This window comes from Chryseobacterium indologenes, assembly GCF_001295265.1.
Lineage (GTDB): Bacteria > Bacteroidota > Bacteroidia > Flavobacteriales > Weeksellaceae > Chryseobacterium > Chryseobacterium indologenes_A.
Window position 1 is genome coordinate 271,761 of sequence record NZ_LJOD01000004.1, and the last position, 21,924, is coordinate 293,684.

General features: G+C 37.5%; 14 protein-coding genes. 5 read left to right on the forward strand and 9 right to left on the reverse strand.

Annotated features, from left to right (window positions below):
- The first annotated feature begins 1 nt into the window (after nucleotide 1).
- Nucleotides 2-2,212, forward strand: coding sequence for a S46 family peptidase (locus AOB46_RS08815; RefSeq protein WP_062698382.1), 2,211 nt, complete (start codon nucleotides 2-4; stop codon nucleotides 2,210-2,212).
- A 75-nt stretch (nucleotides 2,213-2,287) separates the two neighbouring features.
- Nucleotides 2,288-2,764, forward strand: a complete 477-nt coding sequence (locus AOB46_RS08820) for a YdeI/OmpD-associated family protein (protein WP_062698384.1) — start codon at nucleotides 2,288-2,290, stop codon at nucleotides 2,762-2,764.
- A 62-nt stretch (nucleotides 2,765-2,826) separates the two neighbouring features.
- Here AOB46_RS08820 and AOB46_RS23350 read toward each other — a convergent pair whose 3' ends face one another.
- The 8 genes from AOB46_RS23350 to AOB46_RS08855 form a co-directional block, all read right to left on the reverse strand.
- Complete coding sequence (locus AOB46_RS23350; RefSeq protein ID WP_157845049.1) at nucleotides 2,827-3,000, reverse strand: bacteriocin-like protein; 174 nt, start codon at nucleotides 2,998-3,000, stop codon at nucleotides 2,827-2,829.
- A 201-nt stretch (nucleotides 3,001-3,201) separates the two neighbouring features.
- Entirely contained in the window at nucleotides 3,202-4,734 is a 1,533-nt protein-coding gene (locus tag AOB46_RS08825) for a YifB family Mg chelatase-like AAA ATPase (protein WP_062698386.1), read from the reverse strand.
- A gap of 455 nt (nucleotides 4,735-5,189) precedes the next feature.
- Nucleotides 5,190-5,636, reverse strand: coding sequence for a hypothetical protein (locus AOB46_RS08830; RefSeq protein WP_062698388.1), 447 nt, complete (start codon nucleotides 5,634-5,636; stop codon nucleotides 5,190-5,192).
- A gap of 184 nt (nucleotides 5,637-5,820) precedes the next feature.
- Entirely contained in the window at nucleotides 5,821-6,375 is a 555-nt protein-coding gene (locus tag AOB46_RS08835; protein WP_062698390.1) for a hypothetical protein, read from the reverse strand.
- 192 nt (nucleotides 6,376-6,567) lie between these two features.
- A complete protein-coding gene (locus AOB46_RS08840; protein WP_062698392.1) occupies nucleotides 6,568-7,053 on the reverse strand; it encodes a hypothetical protein in 486 nt (161 codons plus the stop codon).
- Between the two features lie 4 nt (nucleotides 7,054-7,057).
- Nucleotides 7,058-13,807, reverse strand: coding sequence for an RHS repeat-associated core domain-containing protein (locus tag AOB46_RS08845; protein ID WP_185113851.1), 6,750 nt, complete (start codon nucleotides 13,805-13,807; stop codon nucleotides 7,058-7,060).
- A 2-nt stretch (nucleotides 13,808-13,809) separates the two neighbouring features.
- Nucleotides 13,810-14,985: a lamin tail domain-containing protein gene (locus AOB46_RS08850; RefSeq protein ID WP_185113852.1), complete on the reverse strand. Its 1,176-nt coding sequence runs from the start codon at nucleotides 14,983-14,985 to the stop codon at nucleotides 13,810-13,812.
- Nucleotides 14,986-14,987: 2 nt separating this feature from the next.
- Nucleotides 14,988-16,328, reverse strand: coding sequence for a tetratricopeptide repeat protein (locus AOB46_RS08855; RefSeq protein WP_062698398.1), 1,341 nt, complete (start codon nucleotides 16,326-16,328; stop codon nucleotides 14,988-14,990).
- 513 nt (nucleotides 16,329-16,841) lie between these two features.
- On the opposite strand from AOB46_RS08855, the gene AOB46_RS08860 reads away from it, so the two are divergent.
- The 3 genes from AOB46_RS08860 (at nucleotide 16,842) to AOB46_RS08870 (ending at nucleotide 20,870) form a co-directional block, all read left to right on the forward strand.
- A complete protein-coding gene (locus AOB46_RS08860) occupies nucleotides 16,842-18,719 on the forward strand; it encodes a hypothetical protein (protein ID WP_062698400.1) in 1,878 nt (625 codons plus the stop codon).
- 62 nt (nucleotides 18,720-18,781) lie between these two features.
- Nucleotides 18,782-19,552, forward strand: coding sequence for a T6SS effector amidase Tae4 family protein (locus AOB46_RS08865; RefSeq protein WP_062698402.1), 771 nt, complete (start codon nucleotides 18,782-18,784; stop codon nucleotides 19,550-19,552).
- Between the two features lie 205 nt (nucleotides 19,553-19,757).
- Nucleotides 19,758-20,870 (forward strand): hypothetical protein, encoded by a 1,113-nt coding sequence (locus AOB46_RS08870; RefSeq protein ID WP_131724338.1) that lies wholly within the window; start codon nucleotides 19,758-19,760, stop codon nucleotides 20,868-20,870.
- An 88-nt stretch (nucleotides 20,871-20,958) separates the two neighbouring features.
- Here AOB46_RS08870 and AOB46_RS08875 read toward each other — a convergent pair whose 3' ends face one another.
- On the reverse strand, nucleotides 20,959-21,924 hold the full coding sequence (locus tag AOB46_RS08875; protein WP_062698406.1) for a T9SS type A sorting domain-containing protein: 966 nt from the start codon (nucleotides 21,922-21,924) through the stop codon (nucleotides 20,959-20,961).

A 21,924-nucleotide genomic window follows, 5' to 3' on the forward strand; every position in this document is an offset into this window, starting at 1 on the left:
AATGAAAAGACTATTTCTACTGTTCACCTTCTTGCTGAGCTTCGCTCAGATGAGGGCGGATGAGGGGATGTGGCTGTTAATGCTCATCAAAAGACTTAACGGGGTCGACATGCAAAAGGAAGGCTTGCATCTGACACCTGATGAAATCTATTCTGTAAACAATTCCAGTTTAAAAGATGCAATTGTAAGCTTCGGTGGCTTCTGTACTGGTGAAATTGTTTCTGATAAAGGACTTATTTTCACCAACCACCATTGCGGTTACGGTGCTGTAGCAGCCGCTTCTACTCCTGAAAAAGACTATCTTAAGAATGGTTTCTGGGCAATGAAGCAGAAAGACGAATTCAATGCAAAAGATCTTTATGTAAGATTTTTAGTAAGAATGGATGATGCTACCCAAAGAATCACTTCCAAGCTGAACAACAATATGACCGGAGCTGAGAGAAAAGCTGTTATTGATGCTGAAACGAAAGCTATCCAGGCCGAAAACTCGGAAAATGGAAAATATACTGTTGTGGTAAGAGATTTCTTCAACGGAAATGAATTTTATTATTTCGTATATCAGGATTATAAAGATATCAGATTAGTAGGGGCACCACCATCATCGTTAGGTAAATTCGGAGGTGATACTGATAACTGGGAATGGCCAAGACATACTGCAGACTTCACTGTTTTCAGAGTATATGCAGATGCTGCAGGAAACCCGGCAGAATATTCTCCAAGCAACACTCCATTGAAGCCTAAGCATTTCCTTCCGGTTTCTCTTAAAGGAATCAAGCCTGGTGATTTCTCCATGATCATGGGATATCCGGGAAGAACTAACCGTTACCTGACTTCTTACGGAATCCAGCAGATGGTAAATAAAGATTATCCGGCCTGGGTAGAAGCTTCTAAAATGGCAATGGATGTTATGAAGAAGTATATGGATAAAGATAAAGCAACCCAGCTTAATTATGCTTCTCAGTATGCTTCTGTAGCTAACTACTGGAAAAACAGACAGGGAACTATTGATGCGGTAGAAAAAAACGGAACGATTTCTGACAAGCAGAAGATTGAAAGTACATACAGAACATGGTCTATGATGGCTGGAAATGATATGTATGACGGTGTTTTAGAAAATATTGCAGCTTATTACAAGCAGGTTTCTGACAGAAATGTTGAAAGAAATTATGCTTCTCAGTTTACAAGAAATGCAAAATATATGAGCCTTGCTCTTCAGCTTGGTTCTGCTCTTAGAACGTATGCCACTCAGGATATGCAGGGAAGAATTGCTATGAAGGCTAAAACTGAAGCAGCAATCAAAGCAGCTTATGAAAACTTCAATCCTGCGTTAGAAGGAGAAATGCTGGTTGCCATGACCACTCTTTACCAGACAAGAGTAACCAACAAAGATATTGCTTCTGCCACGATCTTAGGATTAGATGCCAAGAATCTTTCTAATGTAGCTTATTCTTCAATTTTTGCCAACAAAACATCTGCAACGAACTTCTTACTGAACCCGGATGCATTGAAACTTGATGCGGATCCTCTTTGGAAAATGGCTAAAGGAATTATAGCGGATCAAAAAGCCGTTGCAGAAAGCTATGTGAATGTTGATGATAATTTTGCTAAAAACAACCGTCTTTTCTTAGCAGGTCTGATGAAGGCTATGCCTGAGAAAAAATTCTATCCGGATGCTAACTCTACAATGAGATTAACTTACGGAACAGTAGATAAGCTACCTATCAGAGATGACAGAAACTACTTCGGAGTTACGGATAACTATTATACGGATATGGCCGGTCTTGTAGGAAAATACAAGAAAGGTGATGAAGAGTTTGATCTTCCTCAAAGAGTGATTGATCTTTACAATCTTAAAGATTTCGGACAGTATGCTGATGCTGCAGGATATATGCCTGTAAACTTCCTTTCCAATAATGACATTACCGGTGGTAACTCTGGTTCTCCGGTTATTGACGGAGACGGAAACCTTATCGGTATTGCATTTGATGGAAACAGTGAAGCATTAAGCGGTGATATCGTATTCGAACCGGAATGGCAGAAAACAATCAATGTGGATGTACGTTTCGTTCTTTGGACGATTGACAAATATGCCGGTGCAAGAAGACTGATTGATGAGTTAAAGCTTGTAAGAGGAGAAAATACACCTCCTGATACCAAGACTAAAAATTCAGGAACAACTCAGATGCCGAAGAAAGAAAAGAAGAAAAAATAATCTGTTCTGATCTATTTTTGAAACCGTGAAAATTATTTTCACGGTTTTTTTATTTTTGATTTACAATAAATTATTATGGCAACTAAAGCAATAGAGTTTAGTGCAGTGATCCAAAAAAACGGTGAGCTAAACGCTGCATTTATAGAATTCCCCTTTTCGGCAGAAGAACTTTTCGGTAAAAAAGGTCAGATAAAGATCAGGGCTGTATTGGATACCGCTGTAGAATACCGCGGAAGTCTGGTTAAAATGAGATCTGACTGTCATATCCTTGGGCTGCCTCAGGAAATCAGAAAGCAACTCGGAAAAACATTTGGGGATGAAGTTATAGTGTCTCTTATTGAGGATAAAGAAGAAAGAACAGTAAATATTGCAGAAGATATTGCGAAAGTTTTCAATGAAAATCCCGAGGCTAAGAAACTGTTTGAAAAAATGAGTTACACGCACAAAAAAGAATATATCCGATGGATTGAAGAAGCTAAGAAGCCTGAAACCCGGGAAAGCAGAAAATCTAAAATGATTAACATGATCCTGGATGGAAAGAAAGGAAAATAAAACTGCCCAAAGCATGAAGCTAAGGACAGTCTAAAAAAGGAAATATTTTTTTTGATTGACGATCAGGCTGTCAGTACCGGTTTTGTAGGTTGAGTGGGTCCTGTGCTTACACCACAATCATTCGCACATGCTGTAACAGATGAATATTCACCTTTATAAACCCCGTTACAATAGCAGGCAAAACCTCCCTGTACAAACTTCATGTTTTCTCTTGTTAATTTTTTCAGATTTTTCATATTGAATTAATTTTTTTATGGCCCCTACTCTATCAGCTTTTCGGGAAACGCTTTAATTCCCTAAATATAGAAATAAATTCAATATAAACACTATTTTTTATCTGAATTTTAACGAGTTACAACTAAAAAATATTTACCCGCAAAAAATATAAATGAAAGCAGAAGCCTCATCATCTGCAACAATAAGCAGGATTACCGTGATTACCCATTCCAGAACTCTCTGTCTAAGCTTCTGTATTGGATGGCTTCTGAAATATGTCCGGACCGTATATTTTCTTCATCTTCAAGATCTGCAATGGTTCTGGCAACTTTAAGGATACGGTCATAGGCTCTAGCCGAAAGATTTAGCTTTTCCATGGCTAATTTGATGAGGGTAAGTGAAGCATTATCCAGGCTGCAGAAAGATTCAATTTCCTTCGGACCCATTTGGGCATTATAGCTGATATTCAGATTTTTATATCTTTCATTTTGAGCAAACCTTGCTTTCAGCACCCGTTCTCTGATGACTTCACTTTTTTCACCTTTCCTTTTTTCTGAAAGCTGCTCGAATTCAACTTTCTGTACTTCGATATGAATATCAATCCTATCCAGAAGCGGCCCTGAAAGTTTGTTCATATAACGCTGCATTTCGAGAGCCGACGAGGTATTATTCGGATCATCAGGAAAAAAACCGCTGGGACTTGGATTCATGGAAGCAACCAGCATAAAGCTTGCCGGATAATTGACTGTAAAGCGAGCCCTTGAAATGGTTACCTCACGGTCTTCAAGAGGCTGGCGCATCACTTCCAGAACCGTTCTTTTAAATTCGGGCATTTCATCCAGGAAAAGAACTCCGTTGTGGGCAAGGGAAATTTCTCCGGGCTGGGGATAACTTCCTCCTCCTACTAAAGCAACATCTGAAATGGTATGATGTGGCGATCTGAAAGGTCTCACTGTCATTAACGATGTTTCTGCTCCCATTTTTCCTGCTACTGAATGAATTTTGGTGGTTTCCAGAGCTTCTTTCAGGGTGAGCGGAGGAAGAATACTCGGAACTCTTTTAGCCAGCATAGTTTTCCCACTGCCGGGAGGCCCGATCAGGATAATATTATGTCCTCCGGCTGCTGCGATTTCCATTGCTCTTTTAGCTGTTTCCTGACCTTTAACTTCAGAAAAATCAAAAGGAAAGTGGGTAATTTTTTCCTGAAATTCTTTTTCTACATCCAGCATTATCCTATTGAGTGGCTGCCCATCATTGAAAAAATTAATGACTTCTTTAATATTTTCAGCTCCATATACAGCAAGGCCTTCTACAATGGCAGCCTCACGAGTATTCTGCATAGGCAGGATAATTCCTTTAAACCCTTCTTCTTTGGCCTGAACAGCAATGGGAAGCACTCCTTTGATGGGTTGAAGGCTTCCGTCAAGAGAAAGTTCACCCATAATGATATAATCATGGATGTTCTCTGCCAGAATCTGATCTGAAGCCGCCAGAATACCAATCGCAATACTCAGGTCGTAAGAGGAACCTTCTTTACGGAGATCCGCCGGCGCCATATTGATGGTGATTTTCTTTCCCGGGATTTTATAACCAACATTTTTCAGGGCCGCAGAGATCCTGTAGCTGCTTTCTTTTATCGCGTTGTCCGGAAGCCCTACCAAATGGTATCCTACTCCGGTATCAACATTTACTTCAATGGTAATTGTTTGTGCAGCAACGCCGTGAATGGCGCTTCCATAGATTTTGATCAGCATGGTGTGTTTTTGGAGTAAAAATAATGAATATGTTATTTTGGAAATCCCGGGTTTGGGCGGATGATATTCTATCAGGAAAAAGATGATGGGAAATATTTTAATGAAAAACGTCCCAAATTTTTTAAGTTAATGATGCAGGTGAGACATGAATACACCATGTTGTTTTATTTTGCGTATTTATTGTAAGCGGAGATCCCATGTGTTGTACAGTTTTTCGTTCTGCATCAGCCATCTCAGTTACGTTTCTTCCATTATATTTTGACGCGTCTGGATGATCTCTAAGCATAACCGCCCAAACTTTTGTTCCATGAAGCTTATTGTACTAAATGCGCCACATGATTCAACCCAGCACTCTAAATCCCTTGTTTAAAGCCATCCCAGAAATTTCCCCCTGCAATTGCCGAGCTGATTCCTCCACTCAAACCGTCATAACAATAATGGTAGTTTCCATTAAATTATTTTATTTCAAGCTCAATCCATTCTGATTCAAATATTCCACATCCATTGGGAAACTCTATTATATCAGCATACATTCTGGCTCTGTATTTGCCTGTTTTTTCTATGTTATTAAATTTTAAAAGATCTTTCTGCGTGATAGAGTAAGTGTAAGACTTACCTTTCTTTAAATTAATCAGTTTTTTATTGCATTGAGGGCAATTTATATCCTTAATAAATACTTTTTGCTTAGTAAATAAGTTTGTTTCCTCATCCAACTTTTCCAATTCTTTTAATTGAAAAAAAAACTTGGATATTGTATTAGGAACTTTTACTTTTTTACTGTCATTATTTTTTACAACCAATTTTATAGAATCATTATCAACTTTGAAATAATAGTCTAGTTGACATTTTTGACTGTAAAAAAGATTCATAATAAAAATTAAAAAGAAAGTTGCTTTTTTCATATTCTTATGGTCTAATAATTAGAAAAGGGAACTGTTTGTTTAGTCAACGATTAGCAAAATTATTTTTCTTCTTAATTTACCCTGAAATATTCTGATATTATTTATATTTAATGAATCCAGACTATCAAGCACTCATATTTTGTCATTCTTTAAATTAACGTATTTAATTGATCCGCCCATAATTCTATTGTTCCGGAATAAGTTTTACTTTACCTTTAAGCATTCCCTCATATATTTTATAGCCTTTATTTTTCAAACTGTCTACATATTTTTCGCAGCCATAGTAATACGGGGATTCTTTAGTATGTTCCGTTTCAAAGTCAACTATATAATCAGCGTCATCATATATTTTATACCAGCCTCTCAAAACAGAAAGGCGCAATACTGCTTTAATACTCTTTTTTGCCGGTATTATAAGAATATTATCCTTGCATTCTTTTTCACCCCAATCCGAAGGTTTAGACGGAGGGCGAAATAAATAAGGAGTTATTTTCATTCCATTTTTATAAACGTCTCCAAAGCCCATAAATCCACGGGCATTGATAACGTAATTTTTATTTGTATTATTAATAATTATAAAAGAATTCTTATGATATGAAGCAGGAGAATCATTGATCATAAATTCCTTATCCAAATAGATTTGAAAGTATGCGTCATTATTTACCAATATTTGAGATCCCACTTTTATATTGAGAAATAAAGCAATAATAAATATGGTTTTTAAAATCAGGCTTTTCATTGCGTACAATAAAGATTTTATTTTGTGTTACCAGGTTTGCTGTCCTGATAAAATTCCTGTAAACATTATAAAAAATAATCTGTACATAATTTCAGTATATTAAAATCTACCAGAATAAATACAGTAATTGATATGCTTAATAAGTTCCGGCCTTGATTTCCTTGAATTTATCCCTTGTATTCCTATTCCTTTTTATCTCAATAAATCTGAGCGTTCGTTTGTACTATCTCTGATTTTTTTTATAAGCATAAAACTTTCCTGAAAAATGGGTTTAATTGTTTCTTCAGGAAATCTATCCATTGGGCTATTATAACCATCATCCTGAAATGTAATTTGCTTTTTATCATTGTTTTTGAAATAAAAAGAAATAGTTGTTATTCTCTGCTTTGGCCGTATACTGTCTTTGTTTGTTGAATGAATAATATGATCATCAGATAGTTTTTCTAAGTTATTACTTACATAAATTTCTTTTATATAGTTTAAGCTCTTATGGGGAACAAAAAATTTATAACTTTTTAATCCTTCTTTTTTATAAACTTTTCCAATACCATCAGAAAGATAGAATTTATCCCCATTGTCTGTTATAACAATTGATTTTAAAATATCGTTTTTATCCTCCTTTCTGCAATTATTGTTTAATAAAAATAAACAACAGAATAAAACAAAATTAATTTTCATATTATTATCTTTTTAATCCCGTATTTATAAAACTAGGAAGTCTTCTCCAAGATTCTGCAGGATTGTAATTATACATGCCCGGGAAACGGTAAAAACTAGCATTAGTTTGATCCCCATATGCTTTAAAATATGCTACATTATAAGTTGATGGTGCATTTTCTGAACCAATAAAACCTTTCGCCAATCCCATTGCGTGAATAAGCTCATGAACAATATATACATTGCTAGAACCTGGCAATTCTATTCCACTTCTAAACTTTGCATTTGGAGCAATATATATTACAGATTTAGTATTATTGTCTGCAGTGGGAAAAGTTACTCCTCCTATTGCATGGCCATCACTTGTTGCAATTACATCTCCATATGCTCCCCATTGATAGCCCTGTGGCATATTTTTATCATTAATTAATACTATTTTTGTACTTAATGCTTCTTCAATTTTCTTTTTATTTCCAATATTTTTGTTTATATAATCATCCAGATCTTTCTGTGATTCAAATCTGGAAGACTCTGATTCCTCTCCAGTATCCATCCAATTATCAACTACATGCGCCACATGATTCAACCCAGCACTAATAATCCCCTGTTTAAAACCATCCCAGAAATTTCCTCCTGCAATTGCCGCACTGATTCCTCCACTTAAGCCGCCGGTAACAATCATGGTGGTTTTCATTAAATCTTTTCCAAAATTATTATACATCATTTTTCCGGCTGCTTTTGAAGCACCAAAATCTGTACCTAAGCCCTGTATGCTGCTTGCCATCATCGAGGAAATGGCTCCGCTTAATGCTCCTGCTCCAAAACTGCCTCCATCCAGCGCGGACATGACCCCGCCTGTATAAGCATGCATCCCTGCTTCAAATAAAGCTTTTCCTATCGAGACCGCTTCCCCAAATGCGGAAGTGGCCGCAGATCCAATACCAAAGCTTATCGCCCCGGAAACGGCTCCCATAAAGGCAGACTTTCCTAAGCCATACCAGATTGGTATTCCATTGATCATATTGATAATGACTTTCGTTGTAAGGGCAACGGCAACCCCAATAACAACCGCTACGCCCAAAGAAATTTCATTACCATCCAAATCTACGTATAAAAGAGGATTATTGTATACATAACCAAACCGGTCGTAATTCTGGGTATTGAAAGGGTCCTGAACCAGGTTATCCGGGCTTAGAAACTTTCTCATTACAGGGTCATACAACCGGGCATTCATATTGATCAGGCCGGCTTTCCATAAGTGTTCATGCCCTGTATATCCTCTGTCTAAAAACAGATCTCCTGAAGCCAGCTGCTGCGGATCGGTAATCAGCTGTCCTGAAGTATTGGTTAAAGCCTTCAGATTACCCCATGCGTCAAAGAAGCGTTTCTCTACTACAGATCCGTCCGCTTTTGTAATACCCAGAATACTTCCCAGATTATCACGGTGAAGGAAGTAATTTTTATCCTCTTCCAGTACCCCATTCTTTAAATATTCTCTTTTAATATAATTAGCTGAATAAGGATCTCCTGTTAAATAGGTAATAATTTCCAAAGTTCCACCATATTTTCCTAACTTTCTTGAAATCTCTATGGCAAAATCTGAGGAGTAAAACTTCTGTTTTCCTGTAGTGGTAGACTTCATTGAGTATCTAGATTTCAGGATATTATAGCCAAAGCTTATATTGTCATTATTACCCGTGATGGTATTCGGGCTTTTGAAAGCATTGTAGGTAATTGTGGCAAACCCTCTCTGGGTATTTACATTCTGGCCGTTGGCATTAAAATTAATTCCCTGAAGCTTATAGTCGCTTTCATTATAATTATACTTCCCGAGTTCTGTATTGGATGTTATCCTTCCTCTTTTGTCATAAGTATATTCGTTCGTTAAAACACCATTAACGGTCTCGCTCAGCAGCCTGTTCAGCTTATCATAGGTAAAGTCTTCCTTTTTACCGAACGTATTATTTCTGCGCCAGTTTAAAACTCCTTTGTTAACGTCATAATTATAATCTATATCAAGAGCAACATTTCCATTAGTGGTATTCTGGTGTTTGGTATTGAAAAGAGAAAAATCACCAGGATTATACTGATTGGTTATCGTATATCCGTTACCGTATTCCATTTGAGTAATTTTCCCCTGTGCATTGATATCCGACAGGTGCCAGATCATTGCTCCGGTATCATTATTATTCTGCTGAATAAGAACCCCATTGGCATCATATACATTTTTTACAGAAGAAACAGAAGTGTAATTAGAATTAGGTAAAAAAGTAGAAATATTTACCACATCCCCTCTTCCGAAGCTATCGAAAGTCGTGGATGAGGTGTAGGTAAAAGCAGGCGTTTGCTCTTTTTTACCTTTTATGCGGTAATACTGGTCATAGTAGGTGGTATAGGTGAATGTGTTTCCGTTACTTGTTCCTGTAATGGTTTCGGGAAGCTTTGTCTGGCCGTTATACGTGTAGGTTTTCTCAATATTGGTATTTTCGGCAGGGGTATTTCCATAGGTTTTCTCTGTAAGAGGCCTTCCGAGATCATCATAGGTATAAAGGGTATATCCTTTCGGGTTCGTTTCTTTGGTAATCCTGCTCAGCCCGTCATATTCGTATGTGAAAGTTCCGGCGGAAGGATCGGTCATTTTTGATTTATTTCCCCAGCCGTCAATTTCAAATTTTGTTTTTATCCCTTCATAATTGGTTTCCTTCAGGGCGCCGTTGGGATAATAGGAAAATATTAAAACTCCCCCATGGTCTTGCTGTCTCACTACATGCCCCATGGCATCCAGTGTTTTCGAAGATTTTTTGTAGCCGTCATCTACAGTTACTTTCATCCCTTCATAGCAGGTGGTAATCACTTTTCCGGTAAAAGCGATGTTTTTTACAGGCCGGCTCAGTTCATCATATTCTATCGTATTCCACTTTACAGGTTCTCCTTCAAAGGCGGATTCCGATATTTTTATTTTTCTCCCTAAAACATCATACTCTGTTTTTGACACCATCCATTTATTGTTTACAGACTGTGTTTTAGACTGAATTTCCCTGTCGAATTTATCGAATGTAACAATGGTCTCCACTCCTCCTTCCCTTTTCTTATGGAGATTGTAGACTCCTCCGGAAGAGACATCAGCGACGGATTTTGAAATGGTGGTTTTCTTTCCTAAAAAATCTGTTATATCAGTAATATTTCCCCAGGTATCATAGGTATAGGAAGTCGTTAATCCTAATGAAGATACCTCAGAAATTGTACGGCCTAGCACATTAATATTGGCTGTTGAAGACAGTCCGTCCGGGGTAATGGTTTTATTGACGTATCTGTTGGTGGCATCATACTCATAAGTGACAGTTTGTGGGGCAATACCGGTTACAGATACGGTCTCTGTTTTCGTATTTCCGGCACTGTCATAGGTGTAGGTATTGACTACAGGTGAAGCGTTGGGCTGATTTCCGTATTTCCTGGTTTCGGAAACATTTCCATTCTGAAAATAATCAGATTCGTCGCGGGTCGTAAAAGACAGACCGTCTTTATAGGTTGTATTTTCAACGGATGATATTTTACCATAGAAATAGTGGTTCCCGTTTGAAAATTCAGGTTTGTACGTATACTTTGATATGGAAGATCCCACACCGCTATAGTCCGTATAGGCTGTTTTTAATTTCAGATCATCATTTTCGTCATATTCATATTTTTTACTGATGGTAATTTTTTTAAGGTAGTCTTTTGAAACCTCATCCGTAGATAATATTAAGTACTGATGATTGCCCTTATCGTACTTTTTATTGGTTACCGTATTTTCGGTGAAAAATTTATTAATCCCTCCGTAGGTTGATTTCACCGTTACATTGTCCATTTCAGGATCTCCGGTCAGTATATTCCAGAAAACAGCTCTTGCAGGGTATTTATTAACATATTTCCCGTTTTTGATTTCAGATTCATAGGCATCACTGGTATATGTTTTCTGAAATCCCAAGAATCCTTTTCCTGTTAAATGCTGTATCCCGTTTTCATACCGGTATTCTTTAGAAAGGATCTTCCCATCAAAAACTGTATGTATTTTGTGAGCCATATACAGAACCGGATTGGCCTGATGGACGAAATAAGGATATTTAAAATCCTGTGCTTTATATAGATAGGTAGATTCGGTGTTGTTCGGGCTTGTAATCATATTCCTGTAATCTACCCTCTGCACGACATCTGTCCCATTATTGACTTCCTGAATCTGTTTTTCCAGAAAATTACTGTTGTCTATCGTAATATTTGTGGATTCTCCCTGATAGCTGAAAGAATCTCCTCCAAGAGGATCGTAAATATAGACCCCTGTTTTTGATGTGTTCAGGTAATCAAAATTGGTGGCAGAAACAATGAGTGATAATGGCGAAATTTTTTGATTCTCTATTGAATAGGTGGTAAGCATCTGGAAAGTTCCCCCCTGAAGGTTTTTATTTTCATAAAAATTCATCCGGTTGGTAATATCAGAGTTGAAAGTCTGATAATTCAGCGGAGAAGTCATCCGGGTTAATATATTGCTGAGATTATTAATGGGAACATTAGATAATGAACCATCCACATTGTATTTTGCAGATCCTATTTTATTTAATGTAATAATGTCTGAACGTCCGTCATTATTAAAATCAGTAATGATAATATTATGAGTGGAATACCTTGTATACGCGTATTCGTCCGGTTTTCCGTTCCAGAATTTCTGCCAGAAAGTAGATCTTTTGATGTAATTACTTTGCGACGGCTTTAAATAGGCAATTTTCTGCTGGGTATAATCTTCCTGGTTTTTTATGAAAGTTTTACCATTCCCTGTATACTTCCACCAAAGTAAGGCTTCCGTCTGCATCTGGAAATAGGTATTTCCCATCTTAACCCCGGAATTGTCATCCTCAGGAATCGCATATACTTTTTGCGGGGTAAGGAAATCGGTGAGGCCGTCTCCATTAAAGTCTCCTAAAAAAAGAGGGGTATCACTTCCAAAATCAGAAAGCGCCTGGTCAGAAACCAGGGCTCTTAAAGAATTGGCTGTGAAATCAATTTTATATACTGTCAATTTTGCTGTGTACTTATCTACCGTCAGTAATTCAGGCAGCCCGTCCCCATCGAATTCTATTGGATAAATATCTTTGTTATAAAGAGAAATTGTCCCTTCATTTAAAAGAACCGGGTTCAGCTGAACAGCCGTTCCTGAATTGGTTTTTCCTATTTCGGCCCAATATACACGGTCGGTTCTGTTCACATTATGGGATTCGATAATAAGAAAGTCCACAAGCCCATCATTATTAAAATCTCCCTGAACATAATTTCTCCGGGTATGATCTCTGGTATAGGAAGTTTCATAGCTTCCGGAAGAATAATTATCGTAAGGATCCGGCGGGATATAGTTTTGTACCTCTATCATTCCTCCTTTTAAAGGAACGGTTATCTTTCTTTCCTCTCCTGTGATCAGATTTTTTACCTGAAAAACAGCTTCATCTTTAAGCTGCTGGTTGCCAGGGTTATTAGAACTATTAGGATCTCCGGTTCCTGTAAAATTTTCATAAACATTAATCAGCTGGTCTTTTTCTGTAATTTTATTATTAAAATCCAGTACTTTTCCTGAAAACAACTGGGTTCCTGAATGGTTGTTTTCTATACTTAAAGGGAAAGATTCTGCGCCCGCCCCTACCTTTAATCCATATCCTCCAGCGGCTGACCTTATCTGGAAGACAGGCTGTATTTTTTCGGCATTGTCCCCAAGAAAATCACCCATTGTTACGCTTCCCAGGCCTGTCGCACTCCCCAACCCGCTCTGAAGACGGGACATGATTCTTACTGTTCCCTGATTTGCTGTATTATAATTAAAATTAAGGGGTTTTAAAGTCTCTCCGTTTTCGTTACTGACACTAATAGTCCGCAGACGTTCCACACTGTTATCTTCAATAAAATCATGTGACAGGGTATATTTCCGGTATAGCGAAGGAGAAGTATAGGTGGTTCCTGAATTGATTTCGTATAAAACCTTTGAGTTGGTATAGGCAATCCCATTCCGGTATACCTGAATATTTTTTTTCCTTGCTTTATATAAAAAATTAATATCAAATTTATCATTGGAAGGGGCTGTTCCTCCATAGGATATTTTTATAATATTAGGAATGTTGTTTTCAACCTGATAGGTATAATGAATCTCATTACTGAAAGCGTCCGAAAAAACGGAAATATAATGCTGCCCTGAAATTAATTCTTTATACTTTGCTATTTTTCCGTCCGGATACTGAATTACAAAAGAAAATTCCCCGGAAGTCTGCTTGGTGATCTTTAATTTGGAAAATCTTTGGGTAGCATAATTGGTTTCGGTAACTTTAATTAATCTCTGACCATCCAGGTAATAAGGATCTGTACTGTCAAACTGTACCCCCATGGTAATCCCGTCGATTTCTTTACTTTTCCCTCCCTGGGTAATGGAAGAAAGCCCTACGATATTCCAGCCCCATCCCGCCTGCCCATTAGCGCTCTGGCTATTATACGCCAGTGAGATATTAGGCTGAAAGCTATGTACTCCTTTTACAATTTCTATGGGCAAAATATAGGTAAGAGCACCGGCCTCATTAACATTCATTTCGGCTTTAACGGAAGGAATGAGTACATCGGAAGTTGTTTTCCCTAACGAACCGGAAGTTGTATTCTCCGCGTATCCGGCTGTACTGTACTGTAATGGAATTTCCTGAATTTCCTGCGCCTTCAGCAACAAAAAAGTTGAAAAAAATACACTTAAAAAATATAATTTTCGCTTCATCATTTTTACCATTTTAAGATGTTTTTAGACACGACCTGCCCCGTACTAAGTATAAAATTTGCGATAAACACTCCAGGGAGCTGATTCTGAAGGTTAAAAGTAGTGGTATTAACTCCTGCTCCGGGAGCAAAACCATAAACTGCTGTTCCTGATGAATTAAATACCTGGATATTATTTATTTTATTTAAGGCAGGCCCGTTCCATATAAGGGTTACATTATAGGAATCTGATGCTTTTGTAGGATTGGGAGATATAGTGATACTGTTTTTTATGAGTTCCAGCTCATCTGCAGAAAGCCCGGATGATCCGGTATCTGGCACATTTTCACTGGTGCATCCTCCTCCGGCAATTAAATTACCGGCGCTGTCATAGGTAAAACAGGAGCTTCCACCAGTCGTGTCCGATTCATTGGGAGATTGGGAAACTTTTTCAATAGTGACAGGACATGTCTTATCCACTAAAATATTAACGTTTTCGCTCCAGTCCAAATAGGAATAGTACTGCTGAAAATCATCCCTTACAATATCATCATAGCTCTGTGTAGCAGGTACGTAATTGGCAGCAAGCGGATTGGGTGCGGCTTCATAATTGATATGCGGATAAGTATCGGGATTGTATTGTAAAGAATTTATATAATAGAACTGGGAAGGATCCTGATAAATATTTTTTATAAAATTAGGGGCCGGCTCATCAATATACTCCCACATATATTTACTCTTATTAAGGAAATTGTAGCCATTAAAGGTATATCCTAAGGTTATTTCCTCTCTTTTATTTCTGAGGATAATATCATCCTGTAAGATAATCTGGTTTTCTTTTCCTGCTGTTGTACTAAAATACTCGGTGAAAGGAGTCGTATTGTAAGGTAAGGTGCTGTAGGCGATCACCATGAATTCGCCTTTCTTAATAACCTTTTCGGGCAGCCAGAACGTTTTCAGCAGATCTTTTATATACCAGTTTTTGAGATTAACATCTTTATCGCTGTAATTATATATTTCTATAAACTCTCCCCTATGATGTTTTTTAGCATCCATAATTTCCCAGGTGGGGGCTCCGTTTATTTTTTTGTTGAAATACAATTTTTCGTTATAGGGCGTATTGTAATATACTTCCGTAATCAACAACTGGGAGTAGAAAAGCTGCCCTGAAAGGAACAGGAGAAAACAAGCAGTTGATTTCATTGTCATAGCTTATTTATTAGTTTTTGTAGATTTTGCAGATGCACAGGTTTTCCGGAAGCCCTGTTCTGATTCATCAGGGCTATGGATTTGATGAGGGGGTCTCCATTTCCGAAGTATGGCTTAGGATTGGAAACCACATTCAGGATTTTGCTTTTTCCTTCCGTATCACCGTTTTTTGCATAATATTTTGCGATTAATACATTCATACGGTCAATAGAATGGGTATTGGAGGTACCAAACATATTCCTGCACTGCAGCATTATTTTATCCCTGGCCGCATCCGGCTGATTTCTGAGAATATCAAGTTTTATTTTCCGGGTATTGAGCTCAAATTTCTTATCAGGACTATCCACATCAGCTTCTAAAAACTGAAGCAGCGGATTGAGCTGTGAGGGTAAAGGAGTATTCTGATCTTCCGCTTTTTTCAAATGAACATCCAGCAATGCAATACCGGACCAAAATGTATTTTTCAAAGTATGGTTCTGGGTTTCAATACTGATTAAAAGATCAAATCTTTTCTGAAGTTTTGACAAATCCCGGATATATTTCAGAAAAAGAGGATCCTGCTTATCGATACCGTTATAATAAGCAACAGCCTTATTAAGAGCTTCCTGGTTATTTTTTTCTTTTCTGTACCTCTGCACAATCAAACTATGAAGTTCCCTGATATGTTGTTTTCTGTCAGGAGAAGCAGGTTTCGCCAGCAGGGTATTTAATTTTGTTTCCAGTTCTGAGTTAGAAGCATCTTCAAACCTTTTCTTGAAATTTTTATATTGATTTTTTCTGTGACTTTTTAAGGATACATTACTATTTGGATTCTGTGAATCGGCATTACAGTCCAGCAATCTTTTAATTTTAACAAATTGCTCCTGCAGGTTCTTATTATCCGGATGCTTTTGAACAAAAATTTCATATTTCTGCTTAATATCATCCAGTAATCTTCCATTAAAGTTAATCGCCTTTTTAATTTTTTTATTGCCCAAAGCCGCATTAAAGTATTCCCTGTACAGCCTTTGCTTGATCTCAAGATTATCAGGATTTAGAAGGAGGGCAGATTGGAACATCAATATCACTTCCCATTCCTTTTTTTTCTGGGCAAGCAAAACCTTTCTCAATCCGTCATAAGCCCGAATTTCATTGGGATACTGTAAAATGATCTGCTGGTAAATCTGTTTTGCCTGACTGCTGTTCCCCTGCTTTCTGAGAACTTTAGCATTTTTCAATAATGCATCCACATCAAGAGAACCTGTCAGGTTTTTGCTTCCTGAAAATAAATAATTGGGAAAAATTACGGAGAGTGCCCCTAGAGAGCCTAGTACAATAAATTTTCTTCTGGTTATCATTATGTTTTATTTAAAAAAGGGAAGACAGGATCTCACGGCCTGTATTTTTCTACCACGAAGGTTGTAAATTCAATTGTTTGACTTCCCCTTGATGGCAAATATAATATTTTTTTCATTTCTCACAACACGGTGGGTAATTTTGTTAAAAACATTCCTTTTTTGGGCAAATAAATTACATGTTTACAAAACTTTTATTTAAAAAAATTCTCTACAATATTATATTTATAGATAAAAATTTGGCTTAAATAATTTTATTTATCACACTTTCAGCACCAATTCTATTTACCGCTTATTTAAATTTCTCATTTCTCCCTTTCAAAATCCGCTGAAATCCGCTGAATAGCAAACTAACTCTCAACTCTACCCTCTTTCTATAAAAATAAATTCAAGATAAAATATAATACGTCAAGTTTTGGCGCTATGCTCTAATATCTTTGATTCAATCACTTAAGAGATTACACCTTATCAAAAGCGCGCCAAAAAACTATTTATTAATCTTAAAAATTTATTTTCATGGACAAGTCATCATGTATTATTAAACCTCCTTTTGTAAAGCTGGAGGATAAAGGAGAAGCATCAATCTTAAATTATAACCTGCCCCAGCAAACCACCTACAATTCTGTAAGTTATGTGGGGCTTAATATCCGTAAGGAATTATTTAAGAAAGAACAGTATACTCAAACACAGTCTACTTACTGGACAGCTATTGATGAAATAAAACAGCTCAATACACAGGGTATCAAAGAGGCCATCAAAACGGATAATAACCTTATTCAGAATTTTGCTGTTCTTGATAAGAACATTAAACTTCAGGCAACAGAATTATCAGCCATCACCAAAACAACTTTACTGAACAAGCTGCAACAGGCGAAAACTATTTCACCAGAGCTCATTCAGCTGCAGGCTGTAAAAAATGACGGGACAAGAATTGCAGAAGTAAAAAGTGTACTTCCCACCGTCAACATTAAGGATGTTGTAAAAGCAGAATTCATTGACGATGATTTAATTGCCCAAAAGCTATCCAAAGGCCTGATGCCTGTAGCCGTTGAACGTTTTTCAAAAAAACCCGAAGTATTGTATGTTCCAAGACCTAAAGAGGCCAATCCTACATTAAGTATGGTTTTACACCTTAAAATGGCTTCTTATCTTGGAGATTACGGGGCCGGGCAAACCGTTAAAACATTCTCATTACTTCCCGGAGAAAAAACAACCATCACCGTTCGCTCTTATCAGCACGATGAAACCAAAAAAGAACAGTCGCAAAATGTACTGGACAGTTACAGCGAATCAAGTGCAGACGATCTTCAGAATACAGTAGAAAAAGAAACCCAATTCACCACAGGGTCTTCTAAAGAGGAAACCACTTCAAAAACTGGTGGATGGAATGCCGGTGGCAGCATTGGTCTTAACCTTGGGTTCTTATCCATTGGCGGCGGTGGCGGCGGACAGGGAAGCAATACCGAAGGATCTACTTTCAATTCCAGTGTACAGACGCAGGTAAGCAATCTTGTAGGATCTGTAAGCCATCATGTATCCAAAGCAGACAGCATGCGTCAGATTGAAGTGAATTCTGAAAGCAGCAGCGTTCGTATTAATGAAAACGAAGAGACTATTGTCCGCGAGCTTGAAAACATTAATAAGAGCCGTGTGCTGAACTTTGTTTTCCGTCAATTATTACAGGAATATTTCAGTATCACTTATCTGTACGATGTTTCATTTGTTTATTATAATGGCTTCCCTGAAAGCAAGAGAACGGTAAAATTAGCTCAGCTTCCGGAATTGCTTAAAGAAATATTAGTGGATGACACTGCGGTAAATGAAGTTAAAAACCAAGTATACAGCTATCTGTGCAGCATTTATGATTTCCAGGGTACCCCATCAAGCTTTATTGAAAAAGTTGAAGAAAAACTTGGAAACTGCATCAATCCTGAAATTCCGGCAAAAACAACGTATTATGTACGTAAGCGAAAAGGTTTAAAGCAGGTTTATAAAGATAAATCGGTAGACGGGATTATTCTGGATGTTACCCACAGGGTAATGCGTACCCCGTCTCTTGTTGTAGATGCATTATTAGGCCAGGGAGAAGCACTGGATTGCTACAACCAAAACTTACAGGGTTCTGCTGTAGAAGCTGCTGAATTAAACAATGAGGCTTTAGGATTGCAGAATTCAGGAATGAGATCTTCCATGGAGCAATCTGATAAGCGTCTGGAGATAGAAAACCAAAAATGGGAACAGGAAAAAGAGCGGATCAGTCAAGCGATGAAAATTATTGATGAAATTGGCGACCCTGCCGAGAAAGCCAAACTGTACAAAAGGATTTTCTCAGAATGCTGCGATGTACCCCAAAGCGGAGGGTGCGGCTGTACTCCTGCTCCAGAAAAAGTATAAATAATCAATCACCTTATCCGTTATGGTGAAAGGCCATAACGGATTTTCAAAATCACATTACTATGGCAAATAATTTTAAAAACCCATGGGAAAGCAATACATGGGGGCAAGGCAGCGAAGAATTTACCCGATGGCTGCCTGAAGATGCCGCCTATTTTACAGGAGTTAATCCCAATACGGGTGAAAGTGCAAATGATCTTGATTTCTTTTCTCCTGAATCTCAAAACGGAAGCATTAAAACGATCTGGGATTATGATAAGATTAAAAAGAATTATCAGAAAGACGGACAATTGATATTAAAAAAGGAATATAATGCCGGAACATCAGGTCCTATGAAAGACCGATGGAAAAGCTTATTTGGAGAAAACACCTGCGCTATTAAACTCTCGTGGGCACTCAACAATGCAGGATATTATATTCCCGAGCATACAACCTCAAATAAAAGAAGTACCTGGACAGGCAATATCAACTCCAAACATCAGTATATTCTTTCTGCTGATGAAATGGGAACTTATCTAAAACAGAAATTGGGTACACCGACTCTTAAATCAGACGGACCTATTAAATCGGACGATGAATTAGACACCTTCATTGCAGAAACAAAAAAATGGAAAAGTTATGGAGGTATTATTTATCTGGACTCTCATAATTACGAAGAATACGGTGCAACAGGACATGTAGATCTGGTGTATGAAGATTCAGGCGGAGACGCCCGTATATATGGCATGGATGAAGAACTGGATAACTATATAGACTGGCGTAACGGAGATTGGTTTAACAGTGACTCTCAGCTAGAAGTCTATATATGGCTTCTGAAAGGGGAGAAACGTTAACTTTTTTATCCGGTTTCAAACTCAGTTATTATCTTTTTCTGATAATATCAAGAGGCTATCCCACTTTTGGAATAGTCTCTTTTCTATTTCATACAGAAGGTTTTCAAAGAAATAAGATTACCCTTTTGGGGTATTGCTTCAAGCCGGCAAAAATGCAAAATTTGTAATACTAAATACCTCTGTCATGAAAACTAAAATTTTATGTATGCTGCTCCTACTATGCATGTACAGCATATTTTATTCCCAAAAAAACACCATTTATTATGATTTTGAAAGATCCGCCTATTTTGTGAACAAAACTAATAATCCGAATCCCGAGCCCAAAGAATTAACCCCCATTCCTTCTGAGCTTAAGAATAATACAGAGTATCAGCTGAAAATGGTTAATATTAATCCGTTTTACTATAAAGTATCATTGCAGATCAAGCAGCAGGATAAGATCAAAGAAATTTTTGATTTCATTCGAAAAGCAATATCCGGAGATTTTACTCCTGATTTTCAAATCATGAAGGGAAGAGAAAAAGATTTAGCTTTTAAAAAACTTTATAATGAAGCAATATTAATAGATGCATTATTGAAAAATTCATATTTTTCGAAAGATATAGGAACTAAAATCGAAAAATTTAAAAAAGAAAATACTTTGTTGATGGCTTATCAACAATTCCTTAAATCTTTAAAAGAAGAAGAAGATAACTCCTATACCTTGGAAAATGTTCAAAAACTCAACACTCTTATGAATGATGTTTCTTATTTTGTTCATGAGAAGCATTCAACAATGGATTTGGGAAAATTTACAACCGCCGGTACCGATTATACTTTTGAGCTTACCTTCACTCCGCCTGAAGATACTTCAATTAAGCACTCTGAAAAGAAAGATGTGACCACTTTCACTTCAAAAAGTAAATTTAAGGCTTACTTCAGTTCTGGACTGTTCCTTGCCGCTCCAGTCAACAGTAAGTATTATGTATCGGATAAAAATGCAAATAATGCCTATACCATCAGGGAAGAAAACCGGGGCAAAATGTCTTTGGGAGTCATGACTTTAGCTCATCTTCTTTATAGCTTCAAGGATTCAACAAGCAAAATAGGCTTTAATGCCGGAGCAGGGATCGATCTGGATACACAGCTCAGGTTTCTGATCGGAGGAACCTTTATGACTAATAACATTACGTTTAATGCAGGTTACAACTGGGCTTTTAAAGAAGTTTTATCTGATAAGTTACAGCAGGATAAAGAATATACAGAGCAGCCTGAGGTCTCCTATAAAAAAGTTCTGAAAGGCGGATTCTGGCTGGGAATCAGTTACAGAATATTTTAATCAGACGGATCTATAAAAAATAAGCCGGTATCGGATTACCGGCTTATCAAGCATAAAAAAACTAACTCAGGATGATCATGATGATCTTTTATTTTTTGATGAACTTGTTTTTGTAAACATTTCCTTTCGTATCGGTAGAAAGAACGAAGTAATTTCCGGGAACCAGTCGGCTTACATCAATCGCTTCATTATACTGATGTCCGTTTTTCTTAAGAACAACTTTTCCGGATACATCAATGATAGAAACTTCATTGTAGGTTTTATCTGATTCTTTTCCAATGTACAGGAACTGGGCTGTTGGATTCGGATAAATTTTCAGATTGTTGTCTTTGGTTTTTGTTTCTCCTGTTCCCAGGTTACTGCAAAACTCAAAGTTTCCGAAATTCAGTTTGATAAAGGACGCTGTTCCTAAGAATTCACACTGATCCGGGCAATATTCTGTACAGGCATAGAAACCATATTCCCCGGATTCTGTAGCGGTGTAGGAATCTCCTGTTACTCCTTCAATCACACACCCGTCTCCTACTGAAGGCGGCGCAATACTTGGAATACATTTGTACCAGGTATGGGTTCCGTAGACCACAGGAAATGCATTACTGAACTGTACAGATGCTCCTGCGCAGATGTTGAATTCCCCGTCTCCTATCTGTTCAAAAGTTCCCGGGGTGAACGTACTGATCATGGAAGGAAGTCCGTAAACAAATCCATCCGCCATTATCGCAGGGCTTTCTGCTGAACAGTCTCCCTGGGTTACTGCCACTTTAAAATAATAAAGCTGGTCGTCATTCCCATTGATGGTAAGCGTTTGTGACGTTTCTCCCGGAATAGGCTCCCAGGGATTTGTATTCGGGGTCTGCCAGGTCCAGGCCTGTTTGTACCATTGGTAGGTATCAAAGGTCTGCGTGGAAAGGACTTCCTCTTCCGTATTACAGAACAAAATCTTGTCCGGAAACTTTACGCCAAGCCTAGGACTGGTGATGGTAGGATTACACTGGGCTTTTATACTCATGGCACTGATGAATAGAAAAGCCAAAAACATTAATTTTGCTTTCAT